Origin of the sequence: Aquabacterium sp. OR-4, from assembly GCF_025290835.2 — a bacterium.
Classification (GTDB): Bacteria; Pseudomonadota; Gammaproteobacteria; order Burkholderiales; family Burkholderiaceae_C; genus Pseudaquabacterium.
Genome location: NZ_JAOCQD020000002.1, coordinates 1861305 through 1878175, shown reverse-complemented (window position 1 = coordinate 1878175; position 16871 = coordinate 1861305). Strand labels below are relative to the sequence as shown.

Genomic DNA, 16871 nt, shown 5'->3' with positions numbered 1-16871 from the left:
GCGGGGGGCGTTCAGGCCCGGCGTCGAGCGCTGCCTGCCGCCCCCCGACACGGTCGCAACCGAGACAGAGAGACCATCATGGGAAAAGTCACCGGCTTCCTGGAATACGAACGCATCGAAGAGGGCTACGAGCCCGTGGCCGCGCGGCTCAAGGGCTACAAGGAATTCGTCATTGCGCTGAGCCCCGAGCAGGCCAAGCTGCAGGGCGCGCGCTGCATGGATTGCGGCACGCCCTTCTGCAACAGCGGCTGCCCGATCAACAACATCATCCCGGACTTCAACGACCTGGTGTACCGCGGTGACTGGGCCGAGGCCATCACCACGCTGCACAGCACCAACAACTTCCCCGAGTTCACCGGCCGCATCTGCCCCGCGCCGTGCGAGGCGGCCTGCGTGGCCAACATCAATGGCGACGCCATCGGCATCAAGTCGATCGAGCACGCCATCATCGACCGCGCCTGGTCCGAGGGCTGGGTCAAGCCGCAACCCGCCGCGCGCAAGACCGGCAAGAAGGTGGCCGTGGTCGGCTCGGGCCCGGCCGGCCTGGCGGCGGCGCAGCAGCTGGCGCGTGCCGGCCACGACGTGACGGTGTTCGAGAAGAACAGCCGCATCGGTGGCCTGCTGCGCTACGGCATCCCCGACTTCAAGCTCGACAAGGGCCACATCGACCGCCGCGTGGCGCAGATGGAAGCCGAGGGTGTGGTCTTCAAGACCGGTGTGCTGGTGGGCGCGATGCCCGCCGATGGCGCCGGGGCCAAGGTCACCAACGATGCCAAGACCACGGTCAGCGCCGCCGAGCTGAAGGCCCAGTTCGACGCCGTGCTGCTGGCCGGCGGCTCGGAGCAGAGCCGCGACCTGCCGGTGCCTGGCCGCGACCTGGACGGCGTGCACTTCGCCATGGAGTTCCTGCCGCAGCAAAACAAGGTGGTGGCCGGCGACAAGCTCAAGGCCCAGCTGCGCGCCGAGGGCAAGCACGTGATCGTGATCGGCGGTGGCGACACCGGCAGCGATTGCGTGGGCACCAGCAACCGCCATGGCGCCGCCAGCGTCACCCAGTTCGAGGTGATGCCCATGCCGCCCGAGCAGGAGAACAAGCCGATGGTCTGGCCCTACTGGCCGATCAAGCTGCGCACCAGCTCCAGCCACGACGAAGGCTGCCAGCGCGAGTTCGCGATCTCCACCAAGGAGTTCGTCGGCAGCAAGGGCCGCATCACCGGCCTGAAGACCGCCGAGGTGCGCTTCGAGGGCGGCAAGCTGGTCGAGGTGCCGGGCACCGAGAAGGAATGGAAGGCCGATCTGGTGCTGCTGGCGATGGGCTTCACCAACCCGCTGGCCAGCGTGCTCCAGGCCTTCGGTGTCGACAAGGACGGCCGCGGCAACGCCAAGGCCGGCACCGACGACCTGGGTGGCTACCAGACCAGCGCCGAGCAGGTGTTCGTGGCCGGCGACATGCGCCGCGGCCAGAGCCTGGTGGTGTGGGCCATCCGCGAAGGCCGCCAGGCTGCGCGCGAGGTCGACCGCTTCCTGATGGGCGAGACCACGCTGCCGCGCTGACCGCCGCCGCGCCCGTGCTGCCCCGACAAGGCCCGCCACCGTGCGGGCCTTTTTCATGGCGCGGCAGGGGTCGGGCCGTGGGTGTGGCGGTGGGTGTGGCGATGGTTGGGGCCGTGGTGCCGACGCCCGCCGCGGCCGTTGCATCTGGATGCGCCCGATGCAAACGCACACCAAGGAGCGTGTGCTAACTCCGTAGAAGGATGGACGCCACCCGCCGATCCGTTGCGTTGCAGCAATTGGGGGGGTGCGGCGCAGGCGGGCTTTTCTAGCATCCGCCGCGCGGTCGAGGCAGGCTCGGCCGACGCGCAACTTCCTGGAGCCAGACACCATGCACATTCAACGAATCATCGCCGCGGCCACGCTGGGCCTGGCCGCCATGGCCGGCGCACAGGCCGCCGATCTGTATGCCTTCGGCTCGGTCGGCATCTCGGACTGGAAGATCGACGAGACCCCCGGCCTCAACCTCGACCGCAAGGGCACCGGCTTCAAGCTCGGCGTCGGCAGCCTGCTGATGCCCAACCTGGCGGTGGAAGGCGGCTACGTCAACCTGGGCAAGGCCAAGCTCAGCGGCGACGGTGGCCGCGGCAGCGTCAAGGGCGGTGGCGTGTTCGTCGACGCCGTCGGCGTGCTGCCCTTGTCCAGCGACTTCTCGGCCTTTGCCAAGCTGGGCATCTTCCATGGCAAGGCCAAGGGCGAGGCCGAGTCCTACCCCAGCGGCGAGTCGGACGGCGTGCGGGTCAGCGAGCGCGACAGCGGCACCGACATCAAGTTCGGCTTTGGCGTGGGCTGGTCGCTCAGCAAGTCGGTGCAGCTGCGCGCCGAGTGGGAGCGCTTCCGCTTCAAGCTGAGCGGCGACCAGGGCGACGTCGACCTGCTGTCGCTGGGCGTCAGCTACTCTTTCTGACGCCTTGCCGCGGCGCGCCATGGCGCGCACGCAACGCCTGGCCCGCGTTTGGCGGGCCAGGCCTCGCTTGACCGGCACGAAACAAGGCTTTGCCACCCGTTATTGGTGCAATCCCGAAGGTTTTTCGGGCTGCGTGCGAGAATTTGTGCATTCCCATCCCGGACGCACCGGCGCGGGTGCCGGCGCTGGGCCGGCCCCTGTGCCGATCCACGCAGCCCTTTGAGCGCCTCCGACACCCTGATCGAGATCGACCACGTCACGTTCGGCTACGACAGCAGTCGCACCATCCTGAACGACGTGAGCCTGCGTTTCCAACGCGGCAAGGTCACGGCTGTGCTGGGCAACTCGGGCTGCGGCAAGACCACGCTGCTGCGCCTGATCGGCGGCGTGCATGGCGCCACGGCAGGCCGGGTGGTGTTCGACGGCGAAGTGGTCGACGTGCACAACCGCCCGCAGCTCTACCGCCTGCGCCGGCGCCTGGGCATGCTGTTCCAGTTCGGGGCGCTGTTCACCGATCTGACGGTGTACGAGAACGTCGCCTTCCCGCTGCGCGAGATGACCGACCTGCCCGAGCCGCTGATCCACGACATCGTGCTGATGAAGCTCAATGCCGTGGGCCTGCGCGGTGCCGCAGGGCTGAAGATCAGCGAGGTGTCGGGCGGCATGGCGCGGCGCGTGGCGCTGGCGCGCGCCATCGCGCTGGACCCCGAGCTGATCATGTACGACGAGCCCTTTGCCGGGCTCGACCTGATCAGCATGGGCGTGGCCGCCAAGCTGATCCGCACGCTCAACGATGTCACCGGCGCCACCTCCATCGTCATCTCGCACGACGTGCCCGAATGCATGGCCATCAGTGACTGGGTGGTGCTGATGGCCGGCGGAGGCCGCATCGTGGCCCAGGGCACGCCGGCCGAGCTGATGGGCTCCAGCGACCCCGAGGTGCGCCAGTTCGTGCGTGGCGAGCCCGACGGTCCGGTGAAATTCCATTACCCCGCACCGCCCCTGGCCGACGACTTCGGTCTGGGCGCCACAGCCGCCGGAGGCCGGGCATGAGCAACTTGCTGGCCGCACTCGGCGCCCGGGTGCTCAACATGCTGCGCGGCTGGGGCCGGGCCGCGATCTTTTTCGTCGACCTGCTGGCTGCGCTGCTGCCGGCGCTGCGGCGGCCGGGCCTGATCGTCGAGCAGATCCATGCCATCGGCAACCGCTCGCTGCTGATCATCCTGGCCTCGGGCATGGCGGTGGGCTTCGTGCTCGCGCTGCAGCTCTACAACACGCTGATCACCTTTGGCGCGGCCGAGTCGCTGGGCCTGGTGGTCAACCTGAGCCTGGTGCGCGAGCTGGGCCCGGTGGTCACGGCCCTGCTGTTTGCCGGCCGCGCCGGCACCTCGCTGACGGCCGAGATCGGACTGATGAAGGCCGGCGAGCAGATCGCCGCGCTGGAGTTGATGGCGCTCGATCCGCGCCAGCGCGTCCTCGCGCCGCGCTTCCTGGCCGGCGTGGTGGCCATGCCGCTGCTGGCCATCCTGTTCTCGGCCATCGGCATTGCCGGGGCCTGGCTGGTGGCCGTGGGCCTGATCGGCATCGACGCCGGCAACTTCTGGTCGATCCAGCAAAACGGCGTGGACGTGTGGCGCGATGTGGGCAACGGCGTGGTCAAGAGCTTCGTCTTCGGCATCATCTGCACCGCCGTGGCGCTGTACCAGGGTTACGAAACCGAGGCCACGCCCGAAGGTGTGGCCTACGCCACCACCCGCACCGTGGTGGTGGCCTCGCTGGGCGTGCTGAGCATGGACTTCCTGCTCACCGCGCTGATGTTCTCGGCCCCGCGCTGAGCCCTCCTGACGGCACCGACAACAAGACACAAGCATGGCAAAACGCAATCTCGAAATCCTGGTCGGCCTGTTCGTGGTGCTCGGTCTGGGCGCCCTGGTGTTCGTGGCCCTGAAGGCCGCCAACCTGGCCAGCTTCTCCAGCGGCGACACCTACACGCTGCAGGCCCGCTTCGACAACATCGGCGGCCTCAAGGCCCGTGCGCCAGTGCGTTCGGCCGGTGTGGTGGTGGGCCGCGTGCTGTCGATCACCCTCGATGCCAAGACCTACCAGGGCGTGGTCACGCTGGCGGTCAACCGCGGCGTCGAGTTTCCGAAGGACAGCTCGGCCAAGATCCTCACCGCCGGCCTGCTGGGCGACCAGTACATCGGCCTGGAGGCCGGTGGCGACACCGCCAACCTGGTGCAGGGCGACCTCATCAAGCAGACCCAGTCGGCGGTGGTGCTCGAGAACCTGATCGGCCAGTTCCTGTTCAGCAAGGCGGCCGATGCCGGCTCGGGCGCCGATGCGGGGGCCAAGAAATGAGGCATGACACGCCGCTGCGCCGCTGGCTCGGCGCCCTGCTGCTGCTGGCCAGCCTGGCGCTGGGTGGCTGCGCCACGCTGCCCTCGCCGTCCGACGGCCCCGGCCGGCTGACCCAGAAAGACCCGTTCGAGCGCTTCAATCGCCATGTCTTCGCGTTCAACGAGGGCCTGGACGAGGTGGCGATCAAGCCGGCCGCGCTGCTCTACCAAAGCCTGGTGCCGCAGCCGCTGCGCACCGGGGTCGACAACTTCCTGGGCAACCTGGGCGATGCCTGGACCACGGTGAACCTGTTCCTGCAGGCCAAGCCGGTGCAGGGCCTGAACATGGGCCTGCGCAGCGCGGTGAACACCGTGTTCGGCTTCGGTGGCGTGCTCGACATCGCCGAGGAGGCCGGGCTCGAACGCACCAGCGTCGAGGATCTTGGCCAGACCCTGGGCCGCTGGGGCGTCAAGAGCGGCCCCTACCTGGTGCTGCCCTTCCTGGGCCCGTCGACGCTGCGCGACGGCTCGGCCCTGCTGCTCGACATCCGCGACTCCGGCCCGGCGCTGGTGTTCCAGGAGCCGCGCGATCGCTATGGCGCCAGCTTCGTGCAGCTGCTCAACACGCGGGTCAAGCTGCTCAACGCCGGGCGCGTGCTCGACGACATCGCGCTCGACAAGTACGTGTTGATGCGCGACGCCTACCTGGCGCGCCGCCGCAGCCTGATCTACGACGGCGAGCCGCCCGAAGACGACGCGCCCTGAGCCCCTGACGGCACGCCGGCGCACCCGCGCACCGGTACAAGCGCACGCCGCGCGCCGCGCCTGTGAACCGATGGACGGGCTGGCGCGTTGAAGCACCTGGCGCCCTGCGGGCGCCCGACACGAAAGGACCTGAACACCATGTTGCGACGTCGCTGGATTTCCGCTGCCGGCCTGGCCCTGGCGGCCGCCACCTGGGCCGCCGCCCCGGCACTGCATGCCGAGCCACTGGGCGCCGAGGCCTTCGTCAAGCAGCTGTCGGCCGAGGTCATGGACACGGCCAAGACCGACAAGTCGATCCAGAACGGCGACATCGGCAAGATCCGCTCGCTGGTCGACAGCAAGGTCATGCCGCACGTGAACTTCGAGCGCATGACGGCCATGTCGGTGGGCCCGCAGTGGCGCAGCGCCACGCCCGAGCAGAAGAAGCGCATGCTCGAAGAGTTCAAGACCCTGATGATCAACACCTACTCGGGTGCGCTCACGCAGGTGAAGGACCAGGCGGTGGTGGTCAAGCCGCTGCGCGCCGCGGCCGATGCCACCGAACTGGTGGTGCGCAGCGAGGTGCGTGGCAAGGGCGATCCGATCCAGCTCGACTACCGCCTCGAGAAGGCCGGCGAGGGCTGGAAGATCTATGACGTCAACGTCGGCGGCTTCTGGCTGGTGGAGGCCTACAAGGGCCAGTTCGCCAAGGACCTGTCGGCCGGCGGCCTCGATGCGCTGATCAAGCGCCTGGGCGACAAGAACAAGTCGCTGGCCTCGGCGCCCAAGAGCTGAGCCCCGGCATGGCCGACACCGCCCTGATCTCGCTGCCGGCCACGCTGACCCTGGCCGATGCGCGCGCCACGCTGCAGCGCCTGGCGCCGCAGCTGGCCGCGGCCGACGCACCGGTGCTCGACGCCTCGGCGCTGCAGGTGCTGGATTCGGCCGCGGTGGCCCTGCTGCTGGAGTGCCGCCGCCAGGCCGCGGCGCGTGGCCGCACGCTGCGCGTCACCGGCGCGCCGCCCAAGCTGGCCCAGCTGGCGCAGCTGTACGGCGTGGCCGAGCTGCTGGCGCTGTAAGGCACCGCGGCAGCCGCAGCCGCCACGGCGGCCAGAGCCGGACGGGCCGGGCTGGGCCGGCTACTGCGGATCGCGCCGCGTGGGTTCGGGCAGCGCATAGCGCCGCGCCCGCAGGTTGCGCTTGATCTCCTGCAGGTGGGCGCGCGGCGCCGGGCCCAGGCGCAGCGCCACGCCGGTGGTGAGCACGTCCACGATCAGCAGGTGCAGCAGGCGCGAGACCATCGGGCTGTAGCGGTCGGCGTCTTCCGGGTGGTCGGCGGCAATCAGGATCTGGTTGTGGCTCAGCGTCCACTGCGACAGCACCGAGCCGCTGGCGGTGATCACGATCACCTGCGCGCCCTTGCGGCGGGCGATGTCGGCGGCGTCGATCAGGTCGCGGCTGCGGCCCGAGTTGCTGAACACCACGGCGCAGTCGCCCGGGCCCAGCATGGTGGCGCTCATCACCTGCACATGGCCGTCGCTGCTGGCGATGGTGTGCACGCCCAGGCGAAAGAACTTGTGCTGGGCGTCCTGCGCCACGATGCCCGAGTTGCCCACGCCATAGAACTCGATGCGCTTGCCCGCCTGGCCGGCCGCGGTGAGCGCGCCGATGGCCTGATCGAAGGCATGGCCCACCGCGTCGTTGCGGAACTTGAGCATCGCCGCCACGGCGTTGTCGATGACCTTGACGATCAGGTCGCCGGGCTTGTCGTCTTCGTCGACCGCCCGGTGCACGAAGGGCACGCCCTCGTTGACCGTGCCCGCCAGCTTGAGCTTGAAGTCGGCCAGGCCGTCGTAGCCGATGCTGCGGCAAAAGCGCACCACCGTGGGCTTGCTGACATGCGAGCGCTCGGCCAGCTCGCTGACCGGCAGCGTGGCAAAGCTGCGCGGGTCGGCCAGCAGCAGCTTGGCGACGCGCTGCTCGGCCGGCGGCAAAGCCGGAATGCACGCCTTGATCCGATCAAGCATCGTCCGCCCCCGTCTGCATGGGCGAGAGGCGCGATGTGGGGGCAAGGTGCCACCCAGCGGCCGCCGTGGCACCGGCTCTGCCGGGCCACTGGCGGCGCCCCCCTGGGGGGGAGGCGCCGCAGGCGCATCGGGGGGGGGTCATTGTTCTTCGTCCCAGGTGCAGCCGTCGCGGGCGACCATCGCGCTGGCCGCGGGCGGGCCCCAGCTGCCGGCGGCATAGGTGCGCGGGCCGTTGGCGTCGTGGGCCCAGGCGTCCAGGATGGGCATCACCCAGCGCCAGGCCTGCTCCTGCTCGTCGCTGCGCACGAACAGGTTCAGGCGGCCGGCAATGGCGTCGAGCAGCAGGCGCTCGTAGGCGCCCACGCGCTCGTGCGCGAAGGCCTTGTCGAAGTCGAGGTCCAGGCTCACCGGCGCCAGCTGCTCGCCCTGGGCGCCGCCCACCGAGCCCTTGGCGGCCAGCAGGTGCAGCTCCAGGCCGTCCTCGGGCTGCAGCTTGATCACCAGCTTGTTGGCGCGCGCCGAGCCGGCAAAGATCGGGTGCGGCACCTCGCGGAAATTGACCACGATCTGCGCATGCCGCCCGGCCATGCGCTTGCCGGTGCGCAGGTAGAAGGGCACGCCGGCCCAGCGCCAGTTCTGCACCTCGGTGCGCAGCGCGACAAAGGTTTCGCAGTGGCTGCCGGCCGGCACCTTGACCTCGTCGAGGTAGCCCTTGACCGCCTGGCCCGCCACGCCGCCGGCCTTGTACTGGCCACGCACCACGTCGCGCGCCACGCTCTCGGCGGTGAAGGGCTTCAGGCTCTTGAGCACCTTGAGCTTCTCGTCGCGGATGGCATCGGCGTCGTTGGTCGACGGCGGCTCCATCGCGATCATGGTCAGCAGCTGCAGCGCATGGTTCTGGATCATGTCGCGCAAGGCGCCGGTGGTGTCGTAGTAGTCGCCGCGCGTGCCCACGCCCAGGCTCTCGGCCAGCGTGATCTGGATGTTGGCGATGCTCTCGCGGCGCCACAGCGGCTCGAACAGCGCATTGCCGAAGCGCAGTGCCATCAGGTTCTGCACCGCCGGCTTGCCGAGGTAGTGGTCGATGCGGAAGGCCTGGCTTTCGTGGAACACCGCGCGCACCACGCGGTTGATCTGCTGCGCGCTGGCCAGGTCGTGGCCCAGCGGTTTTTCAAGCACCACGCGCACCTTGGGGCCGTTCAGGCCGGCGGCGCCCAGCTGCTCGCAGATCACCGGAAACAGGTAGGGGCTGGTGGCCAGGTAGAGCACCGCGGTGTCGGCGCCGCGCTCGTCCAGCCACTGCTTCAGGCCGGCGTAATGCTCGGGCTTGGACAGGTCCATGCGCCGGTAGTGCAGCAGCTCGGCGAAGCGCGCGAACTCCTCGTCGCTGGGGCGCTTGGCGCTGTCGACCTCGACAAAGCGCTCCTTGATGAAGGCGCGGTACTCGTCGTCGCTGCGCTCGTCGCGCGCCACGGCCAGAATGCGCCCCCCCGGCGGCAGCTTGCCGTGGCGAAAGGCCTGGAACAGCGCCGGCATCAGCTTGCGCCAGGTGAGGTCGCCGGTGCCGCCGAAAAACACGAGGTCGAAAGACATGGAAGAGCTCGCTGAGGCTGGGTGTTGCGTGCCGAGTTTGTAACTCAGTTACATGACGGATGATGCGGCAGTTTCTTCGGTCCGTCAATCGGTGCGCGGGCCGGTGCGGCCTACTCGGCCGGCAGCGGCCCCGCGTCGTCGCCCTGGCGGTCGGCCTGCGGGCCCAGCACCGGCGTGCCACCGCCCAGCCAGCGGTTGTGGCGGCTGAGCACCGGCGTGCCGGGCGGCAGGCGGTCGGCCCACACCCGCACCGGCACGCCGCGCGCCGCGCCGGCGCGGTTGACGAACTGGTTGTCCAGCAGCTGCAGGCCGCTGCGCGGCCAGGCCTGGCCCTCGGCGCCGAAAGACAGCATCACCGGGTTGCGCGTGCCTGCGGCCTGGCCGATGCGGTTGTGGGCCACCCGCGCCAGGCCGCCATTGGGCAGGTCGATCTCGTACGAGGCCTGGCCGGTGGGGCCGTCGTCGATGTGGTTGTGCTCGATCACCGTCTCGGCCGCGCGGCTCTTGATCAGGTGGCCTTCAAAGCCGCGGCTGAAGCGGCTGCCGCGCACCGTGAGCCGCGCAATGCGGCCGGCGTACAGCAGGTGCGGCAGGCTGGCGCCGGGGGGCGGCGCGTCGCGGAACTCGCAGTCCTCGACCAGCAGCTCGGCGCGCCCGTCGTTGCCGGTCAGCAGGCCCATCTGGTGGTCGGCCAGCAGGCAGCCCCGCAGCGCGAGGCGGCCGCGCTCGAAGCGGATGGCGGCGCCGTTGCCATCGGGCACGCGTGCGCCCTGGAAGGCGATGTTCTCGATGCGCAGATCACCGTCGCGCACGACCCAGATCGCCTTGCCCTCGGCATGCCGCCCATCGGCCAGCATGAGCGGGCGTTGGCCCAGGCCGCGGATGGTCAGCCGGCGCTGGTGGATCACCGCCACATCGCCGCGGTAGGTGCCCGGCGCCACGGTGATGGTGTCGCCGTCGCGCGCCCGGCGCAGGGCCTCGGCCACGCTGCGCAGCGGCAGGCCGGGGCCTACGGCCCAGAGCGTGGCGCCCGTGGCGGTTTCGGCCCGGGCCGGCCGCGCGGCCGCCCACAGGCCGGCGCCGCTCAAGCCGGCACCGCCCACGCCAGCCCCCCCTAAGCCGGCACCGCGCAGGCCGCGGGCCAGCGCCGCGGCCATGCTGCCGGCCAGCAGGCGGCAGGCACGGCGGCGCCCGCTGTGCTCAAGGTTTGCCGGTGTGCCCATGGCCCGCATTTTGCGGGCCGTAACCCAGCCGGAACCCGCCGTCACGCCAAGCGGTTCTAATTCGCTCTGGTCCGCTCCGGCCCCAATGCCGCAACCCGCACGCCCATGAACCAGCTCGATCAGCTCAAGCAATACACCACCGTGGTGGCCGACACCGGCAACTTCAAGCAACTGGCCCAGTTCGCCCCGCGCGACGCCACCACCAACCCCAGCCTGATCCTCAAGGCCGTGCAGGCGGCCGACTACGCGCCGCTGCTGGCCGACACCGTGGCCGCCCACCGTGGCCAGCCGCTGGACGCCATCGTCGACCAGGTGCTGGTGCGCTTCGGCCTCGAGATCCTGAAGGTGGTGCCCGGTCGCGTGAGCACCGAGGTGGATGCGCGCCTGAGCTTCGACACCGCCGCCACGCTGGCCCGCGCACGCCGCCTGATGGCGCTGTACGAGGCGGCCGGCATCGGCCGCGAGCGCGTATTGATCAAGATTGCCGCCACCTGGGAAGGCATCCAGGCGGCCAAGGTGCTCGAGGCCGAAGGCATCCGCTGCAACCTCACGCTGCTGTTCGCGTTCTGCCAGGCGGTGGCCTGCGGCGATGCCGGCGTGCGCCTGATCAGCCCCTTTGTGGGCCGCATCTACGACTGGTACAAGAAGAACGCCGGCGCCGCCTGGGACGAGGCCGCCATGGCCGGCCCCCAGGACCCCGGCGTGCGCTCGGTCGAGGCCATCTACCAGCACTTCAAGCGCCACGGCATCGCCACCGAGGTGATGGGGGCCAGCTTCCGCAACGTGGGCCAGATCACCGCGCTGGCCGGCTGCGACCTGCTGACCATCAGCCCCGATCTGCTCAGCGCCTTGCAGGCCAGCGAGGCCCCGCTCAACCGCCGCCTCGACGCCGCGGCCGCGCAGGCCATGGATCTGCCCGAGCTGCACTACGACGAAAAGGCCTTCCGCTGGGCGCTCAACGAGGACGCCATGGCCACCGAGAAGCTGGCCGAGGGCATCCGCGCCTTCGCGGTGGATGCCGGCAAGCTCGACAAGATGATCCAGGAGCTGAACTGACCCACCCCCGAAGCGGCTGCGCCGCCTCCCCCTCAAGGGGGCGCCGCCGACGGCCCGGCAGAGCCGGTTCCGTGGCGGCCGCTGGGTTGCGTCGGTGTGGTGCTCGCGGGTAGACGATGGCTGGAATGGAGAGCTGACATGGATTTCAAGCGGTGCAATCAGACCGTCGCATGGACGGGACTTCAGGGGCACTACCAGGCCCACGGCCGCGGCCTCGACTTGCGCGAGGCCTTCGCGCGCGACCCGCAGCGCTTTGAAGCCTTTGCGCTGGCCGCGCCCGAGGTGTTCGCCGATCTCAGCAAGAACCGCTGGGATCTGGTGACCCGCAAGCTGCTCACCGAGCTGGCGCGCGAGGTGGGCCTGGAGGCGCGGCGCGACGCCATGCTGGCCGGCGAGCCGATCAACACCACCGAGGGCCGCGCCGTGCTGCACACCGCGCTGCGCGCGCCGCGCGGCGAGGGCCTGTTCAGCGCCGAGGTGCACGAGGTGCTGGACCGCATGCTGGCCTATGCCGAGAGCGTGCGCGACACCGCCGGCAGCGGCATCCGCCATGTGGTGAACATCGGCATCGGCGGCTCCGACCTGGGGCCGGCCATGGCCGCGCGTGCGCTGCAGCCCTTTGCCCACCCGGGCATCACGATGCACTTCGTCAGCAATGTGGATGGCCACGACATCACGCCGGTGCTGCAGCCGCTGAAACCGGCCGAGACGCTGTTCATCATCGCCAGCAAGACCTTCACCACCCAGGAGACCATGGCCAACGCGCAGGTGGCGCGGCAGTGGTTCCTGGCCCACGGCGGCAGCGAAGGCGACATCGCCCGGCACTTCGTCGGCACCACCACCAACCTGCAGGCGGCGGCGGCCTTCGGCATCCACACCACCTTCGGTTTCTGGGACTGGGTGGGCGGGCGCTACTCGCTGTGGAGCGCCATCGGCCTGCCGCTGGCCATTGCCATCGGTGCCGAGCACTTTCGCGCGCTGCTGGCCGGTGCGCATGCCATGGACCGCCACTTCGCCAGCGCGCCGCTCGAGACCAACCTGCCGGTGCAGCTTGGCCTGCTGGACGTGTGGTACCGCAACTTCCATGGTTACGCCAGCCGCTCGGTGGCGCCTTACCACCAGGGCCTGGCTCGCCTGCCGGCCTACCTGCAGCAGCTCGAGATGGAGAGCAACGGCAAGAGCGTCGACCTCGACGGCCAGCCGCTGCCCTATGCCACCAGCCCGGTGGTGTGGGGCGAGCCCGGCACCAACGGCCAGCATGCCTACTTCCAGATGCTGCACCAGGGCACCGAAGCGGTGCCGGTGGAGTTCATCCTGGTCAAGACGCCCACCCACGGCCATGCCGATCTGCACACCAAGCTGCTGGCCAACGGCCTGGCGCAAAGCGCCGCGCTGATGCTGGGCAAGACCACCGAGGCCGCGCTGGGCGAGAAGGCGCCCACCGCCTCGGCCACGCTGGGCAAGCTGACCGTGGCCCGCCACCGCAGCTTTGCCGGCAACCGGCCCAGCACCACGCTGCTGCTCGATCAGCTGACGCCGCGCACGCTGGGCGCGCTGGTGGCGCTGTACGAGCACCGCGTGTTCTGCAGCGGCGCCGTCTGGGGCATCAACCCGTTCGACCAATGGGGCGTGGAGCTGGGCAAGGCCTTGTGCAACGACCTGCTGCCGCGCCTGGCCTCGGGCGATGCCAGCGGCCTGGACGGCTCCACCGCCGGGCTGCTGGCGCGGCTGAGGTGATGGCACGAGCGGTGCGCGGGCCGAGCGCCGGGCCGGCCACTGGCCAGAAGCCAGGGGCCTTCAGCAGGCACAAACCGTCCGCAGGGACTGTTTGTGTCCGGCTTCAGTCCGCAAGCCGGCCCGCGATCCCCTCGGGGGATTGGCCGACGCACCCGTCGGACGAGGGGCTGGCATGAACTTCGTCTTCGACTTCAGCCGCGTGCTGTTTCGCTGGCGGCCCGAGGTCCTGCTGCGCGAGGTGCTGCCCGGGCGCGCCGCGGACGAGGCCAGCGCCCGCCACTGGGTGGATCAGATCTTCCAGAGCTACGGCGGCGACTGGGCCGAGTTCGACCGCGGCACGGTCAGCCCGCAGGCGCTGGCGCAGCGCATCGCCACACGCACCGGCCTGCGGCTGGACGAGGCCCAGGCCGTGATCGAGGCCGTGCCCGGCGAGCTGCAGCCGCTGCCCGATTCGGTGGCCCTGCTGCAGCGGGTGCGTGCCGCCGGCCGCCGCACCTTCTACCTGTCCAACATGCCGGCGCCGTATGCCGATCAGCTGGAGGCGGCGCATGACTTCGTGCGTGGCTTCGACGCCGGCGTGTTCTCGGCGCGGGTGGGCTTCAACAAGCCCGAGCCCGAGATCTTTGCGCTGGCCGCCGCGCGCTTTGGCGTGCCGGCCGAGACCCTGCTGTTTCTTGACGACCACGCGCCCAACGTGCAGGCCGCCCGGCAGGCCGGCTGGCAGGCGCTGCTGTTCACCGATGCCGCGCAGGCCGAGCGCGACCTGCGCGCCGCCGGCTGGTGGCTGGATTGAGCGCGGGCCGGGCTGCCGCCGGATGACCCAGGCCGGTGCGCCGGCGCGCACCACATCGGGTAGATCCCGAGCCGTTTGCCCCGGCGTTCGATGGCATGGAACTGGCTTCGTTGTCACAATAAGCTGACCGTTTGGTCAGGGTTTGCCAGAGTTTTTGTCAGGGCTGCGATGACTGTTTCCGACCCGCCGGCCGTCGAGGTGCGCCGTGCCAGCGTGACCTACCCTGCCGCCGATGCCCCGGTGCATGCGCTCAGCGAGGTGGATCTCAGCATCGCCCAGGGCGAGTTCGTGTCGCTGATCGGCCCCTCGGGCTGCGGCAAGACCACGCTGCTGCGCGTGATCGCCGATCTGGAGCCCATCACCTCGGGCCAGGTGCTGGTCAACGGCATGTCGCCGCGGCAGGCCCGCTTGGCCCGCGCCTACGGCTATGTGTTCCAGGCGCCGGCACTGTTTCCGTGGCGCACGGTGCTGGCCAACGTGATGCTGCCGCTGCAGATCCAGGGCCAGGCCAAGGCCGCGGCCGAGGCCGTGGCGCGCGAGCACCTGCTGCGCGTGGGCCTGGCCGGCTTTGAGGGCAAGTACCCCTGGCAGCTCTCGGGCGGCATGCAGCAGCGCGTGTCGATCGCCCGCGCGCTGGGCTTCGAGCCCAAGATCCTGATGATGGACGAGCCCTTTGGCGCGCTCGACGAGATCACGCGCGACCGGCTCAACGAGCAGTTGCAGCAGCTGTGGCAGCGCGAGCGGCGCACGGTGGTGTTCGTCACCCACTCGATCGCCGAGGCCGTGTACCTGTCGACCAAGATCGTGGTCATGAGCCCGCGGCCGGGGCGCATCCTGAAGGTCATCGATTCGCCGCTGCCGGCCGAGCGCACGCTGGACATGCGCGACACGCCCGAGTTCATGGCGCTGGCGCACGAGGTGCGCGAGGGCCTGGCGCATGGCCACGGGGCAGGGCACGCGGCCGATGACTAGGCGCACCGCCCCCACGCTGCGCGAGCAGGCGCTGCCGGTGGCGGTGGTGCTGGCCGCGGTGCTGCTGCTGTGGTACGGCGGCGCGGTGGGCCTCAACGCCCAGGGCGCCATCGAGCGCGTGCTCACGCCGCGCGGCACGGCCTATGGCTGGCAGGAGCTGGTGGCCACCACCTGGGCCATGGAGCGCCCGGTGCTGCCGGCGCCGCACCAGGTGCTGGCCGATCTGCGCGAAAGCCTGTTCGACTTTCCGCTCGACTCACCCCGCAACCTGCTCTATCACGCCGCCGTCACGGCGCAGTCCACGCTGCTGGGCTTTGTGCTGGGCACGCTGCTGGGCGTGGTGCTGGCCGCGGCCATCGTGCACAGCCGCACGCTCGACCGCGCGCTGCTGCCCTGGATCGTGGCCAGCCAGACCGTGCCGGTGCTGGCCATCGCGCCCATCGTGCTGGTGATCCTGGGCAGCCTGGGCTTCAGCGGACTGGCGCCCAAGGCGGCGATTGCCATGTACCTGTGCTTCTTTCCGGTCACCGTGGCCATGGTGCAGGGCCTGCGCGCGCCGCAGCGCATCGAGACCGAGCTGATGCACACCTATGCCGCCAGCCGCCTGCAGGCCTTCTGGCTGCTGCGCCTGCCCTCGGCGCTGCCCTACCTGTTTCCCAGCTTGCGCGTGGCCATTGCCGCCGGCGTGGTGGGCGCCATGGTGGCCGAGCTGCCCACCGGCGCGCAGGCTGGCCTGGGCGCCAGGCTGCTCACCGGCAGCTACTACGGCAACACCGTGGGCATCTGGAGCGCGCTGGTGATGAGCGCGCTGCTGGGCCTGGCGCTCACCGGCGCCGTGGCCGCGCTGGAGCGGCTGGTGCTGGCGCGAAGGAATCAGGCGTGAGCGCGCCGGGCCGTTCCCAAGCGCGAATCCCGCAGCGCACAGCGCGGAGGGCAGTCCCGTGAGCGGGCAGGCGACACGTGGTGCGCCCTGGTGGCTGGCGCTGGCCATCGCGCTGACCGCGGCCGCCGGCCTGTGCTTGCTGATGCCCGAGCCTGGCAGCTTCGACGATGGCACCGTGCCCTGGGCCTGGCGCCTGGCCCTGCTGGCGGTGCTGGGCCTGGCCGGCTGGAGCGTGCAGCGCGTGGCGGCGCTGGACGGCCGGCGCTGGCATGGCACGGCCACCGCGGCGCTGTTCGGCCTGTGGGTGCTGTACGTCTGGCAGGTGGGCGTCACGCTGTTCGATGTGCCGCGCGTGCTGCTGCCCGCGCCCAGCTGGATTGCCGGCATGCTGGTGGATCGCTGGGACACGCTGGCCGCTGACTTTGTGCAGACGGTGGGCAAGTCGGTGCTGATCGGCTGGGCCCTGGGCTCGGGCCTGGGCTTTGCGGTCGGCGTGGCGATCGATCGCGCGCCCTTCCTGCAGCGCGGCCTGCTGCCGCTGGCCAGCCTGACCAGCACCGTGCCGCTGGTGGCGGTGGCGCCCATCATGGTGATGTGGTTCGGCTTCGAGTGGCCCAGCAAGGCCGCCGTGGTGGTGCTGATGACCTTCTTTCCGATGCTCATCAGCACGCTGGCCGGGCTGCAGGCGGCCGGCAAGCTCGAGCTCGAGCTGATGCACAGCTATGCCGCCGGCTACGGCCGCACGCTGCGCGACCTGCGCCTGCCGATGGCCATGCCCTTCATCTTCAGCGCGCTGAAGGTCAATGCCACGCTGGCCCTCATCGGGGCCATCGTGGCCGAGTTCTTCGGCTCGCCCACGGTGGGCCTGGGCTTTCGCATCAGCACCGAGGCCGCGCGCATGAACGTGGGCCTGGTGTGGGCGGCCATCGTGGTGGCCGCCGTCACCGGCTCGCTGGCCTATGCCTTGCTGGTGCAGCTTGAGCGCAAGGTGGCGTTCTGGCATCCGTCGGTCAGATCGCGCTGAGTCCCCCGTTTTCCCCGTCCCACAG

Annotated in this window: 17 protein-coding genes; 14 read left to right on the top strand and 3 right to left on the bottom strand. The window is 70.4% G+C overall.

What is annotated here, in order from left to right; genetic code table 11:
• The first annotated feature begins 78 nt into the window (after positions 1 to 78).
• The 8 genes from N4G63_RS20490 to N4G63_RS20455 all read left to right on the top strand — a co-directional run bounded on the left by N4G63_RS20490 (position 79) and on the right by N4G63_RS20455 (position 6617).
• On the top strand, positions 79 to 1554 hold the full coding sequence (locus N4G63_RS20490; protein ID WP_314600133.1) for a glutamate synthase subunit beta: 1476 nt from the start codon (positions 79 to 81) through the stop codon (positions 1552 to 1554).
• 328 nt (positions 1555 to 1882) lie between these two features.
• On the top strand, positions 1883 to 2458 hold the full coding sequence (locus tag N4G63_RS20485) for an outer membrane beta-barrel protein (RefSeq protein WP_260787031.1): 576 nt from the start codon (positions 1883 to 1885) through the stop codon (positions 2456 to 2458).
• Positions 2459 to 2677: 219 nt separating this feature from the next.
• The gene (locus N4G63_RS20480; RefSeq protein ID WP_260787032.1) at positions 2678 to 3511 is read left to right on the top strand and encodes an ABC transporter ATP-binding protein; all 834 of its coding nucleotides are present in this window, start codon (positions 2678 to 2680) and stop codon (positions 3509 to 3511) included.
• Positions 3508 to 4293 carry a lipid asymmetry maintenance ABC transporter permease subunit MlaE gene (gene mlaE / locus N4G63_RS20475; RefSeq protein ID WP_260787033.1) on the top strand — a complete coding sequence of 262 codons (786 nt, stop codon included), beginning with the start codon at positions 3508 to 3510 and terminating at the stop codon, positions 4291 to 4293. The genes N4G63_RS20480 and mlaE overlap by 4 nt, the downstream gene beginning before the upstream one ends.
• Before the next feature lie 34 nt (positions 4294 to 4327).
• Complete coding sequence (gene mlaD, locus N4G63_RS20470; protein WP_260787034.1) at positions 4328 to 4816, top strand: outer membrane lipid asymmetry maintenance protein MlaD; 489 nt, start codon at positions 4328 to 4330, stop codon at positions 4814 to 4816.
• Complete coding sequence (locus N4G63_RS20465; RefSeq protein ID WP_260787035.1) at positions 4813 to 5559, top strand: MlaA family lipoprotein; 747 nt, start codon at positions 4813 to 4815, stop codon at positions 5557 to 5559. The genes mlaD and N4G63_RS20465 overlap by 4 nt, the downstream gene beginning before the upstream one ends.
• Positions 5560 to 5697: 138 nt before the next feature.
• Positions 5698 to 6333, top strand: coding sequence for an MlaC/ttg2D family ABC transporter substrate-binding protein (locus N4G63_RS20460; protein WP_314600132.1), 636 nt, complete (start codon positions 5698 to 5700; stop codon positions 6331 to 6333).
• A gap of 8 nt (positions 6334 to 6341) precedes the next feature.
• On the top strand, positions 6342 to 6617 hold the full coding sequence (locus N4G63_RS20455; RefSeq protein WP_260787037.1) for an STAS domain-containing protein: 276 nt from the start codon (positions 6342 to 6344) through the stop codon (positions 6615 to 6617).
• Between the two features lie 60 nt (positions 6618 to 6677).
• Here N4G63_RS20455 and N4G63_RS20450 read toward each other — a convergent pair whose 3' ends face one another.
• From N4G63_RS20450 to N4G63_RS20440, 3 genes are all read right to left on the bottom strand, one after another.
• Entirely contained in the window at positions 6678 to 7565 is an 888-nt protein-coding gene (locus N4G63_RS20450; RefSeq protein ID WP_260787038.1) for a MurR/RpiR family transcriptional regulator, read from the bottom strand.
• 138 nt (positions 7566 to 7703) lie between these two features.
• Positions 7704 to 9158, bottom strand: a complete 1455-nt coding sequence (gene zwf / locus N4G63_RS20445) for a glucose-6-phosphate dehydrogenase (RefSeq protein WP_260787039.1) — start codon at positions 9156 to 9158, stop codon at positions 7704 to 7706.
• A gap of 110 nt (positions 9159 to 9268) precedes the next feature.
• Entirely contained in the window at positions 9269 to 10381 is a 1113-nt protein-coding gene (locus N4G63_RS20440; RefSeq protein ID WP_314600131.1) for a right-handed parallel beta-helix repeat-containing protein, read from the bottom strand.
• Positions 10382 to 10486: 105 nt separating this feature from the next.
• On the opposite strand from N4G63_RS20440, the gene tal reads away from it, so the two are divergent.
• The 6 genes from tal to N4G63_RS20410 all read left to right on the top strand — a co-directional run bounded on the left by tal (position 10487) and on the right by N4G63_RS20410 (position 16846).
• Entirely contained in the window at positions 10487 to 11437 is a 951-nt protein-coding gene (gene tal / locus N4G63_RS20435) for a transaldolase (protein WP_314600130.1), read from the top strand.
• A 138-nt stretch (positions 11438 to 11575) separates the two neighbouring features.
• On the top strand, positions 11576 to 13174 hold the full coding sequence (gene pgi, locus N4G63_RS20430; protein WP_314600129.1) for a glucose-6-phosphate isomerase: 1599 nt from the start codon (positions 11576 to 11578) through the stop codon (positions 13172 to 13174).
• 172 nt (positions 13175 to 13346) lie between these two features.
• Positions 13347 to 13967 (top strand): HAD family hydrolase, encoded by a 621-nt coding sequence (locus N4G63_RS20425; protein ID WP_314600128.1) that lies wholly within the window; start codon positions 13347 to 13349, stop codon positions 13965 to 13967.
• 168 nt (positions 13968 to 14135) lie between these two features.
• Positions 14136 to 14939: an ABC transporter ATP-binding protein gene (locus tag N4G63_RS20420; RefSeq protein ID WP_260787043.1), complete on the top strand. Its 804-nt coding sequence runs from the start codon at positions 14136 to 14138 to the stop codon at positions 14937 to 14939.
• Positions 14932 to 15822, top strand: a complete 891-nt coding sequence (locus tag N4G63_RS20415; RefSeq protein WP_260787044.1) for an ABC transporter permease — start codon at positions 14932 to 14934, stop codon at positions 15820 to 15822. Before N4G63_RS20420 ends, N4G63_RS20415 begins: the two co-directional genes overlap by 8 nt.
• A gap of 58 nt (positions 15823 to 15880) precedes the next feature.
• Complete coding sequence (locus tag N4G63_RS20410) at positions 15881 to 16846, top strand: ABC transporter permease (RefSeq protein ID WP_260787045.1); 966 nt, start codon at positions 15881 to 15883, stop codon at positions 16844 to 16846.
• The last annotated feature ends 25 nt before the right edge of the window (positions 16847 to 16871 follow it).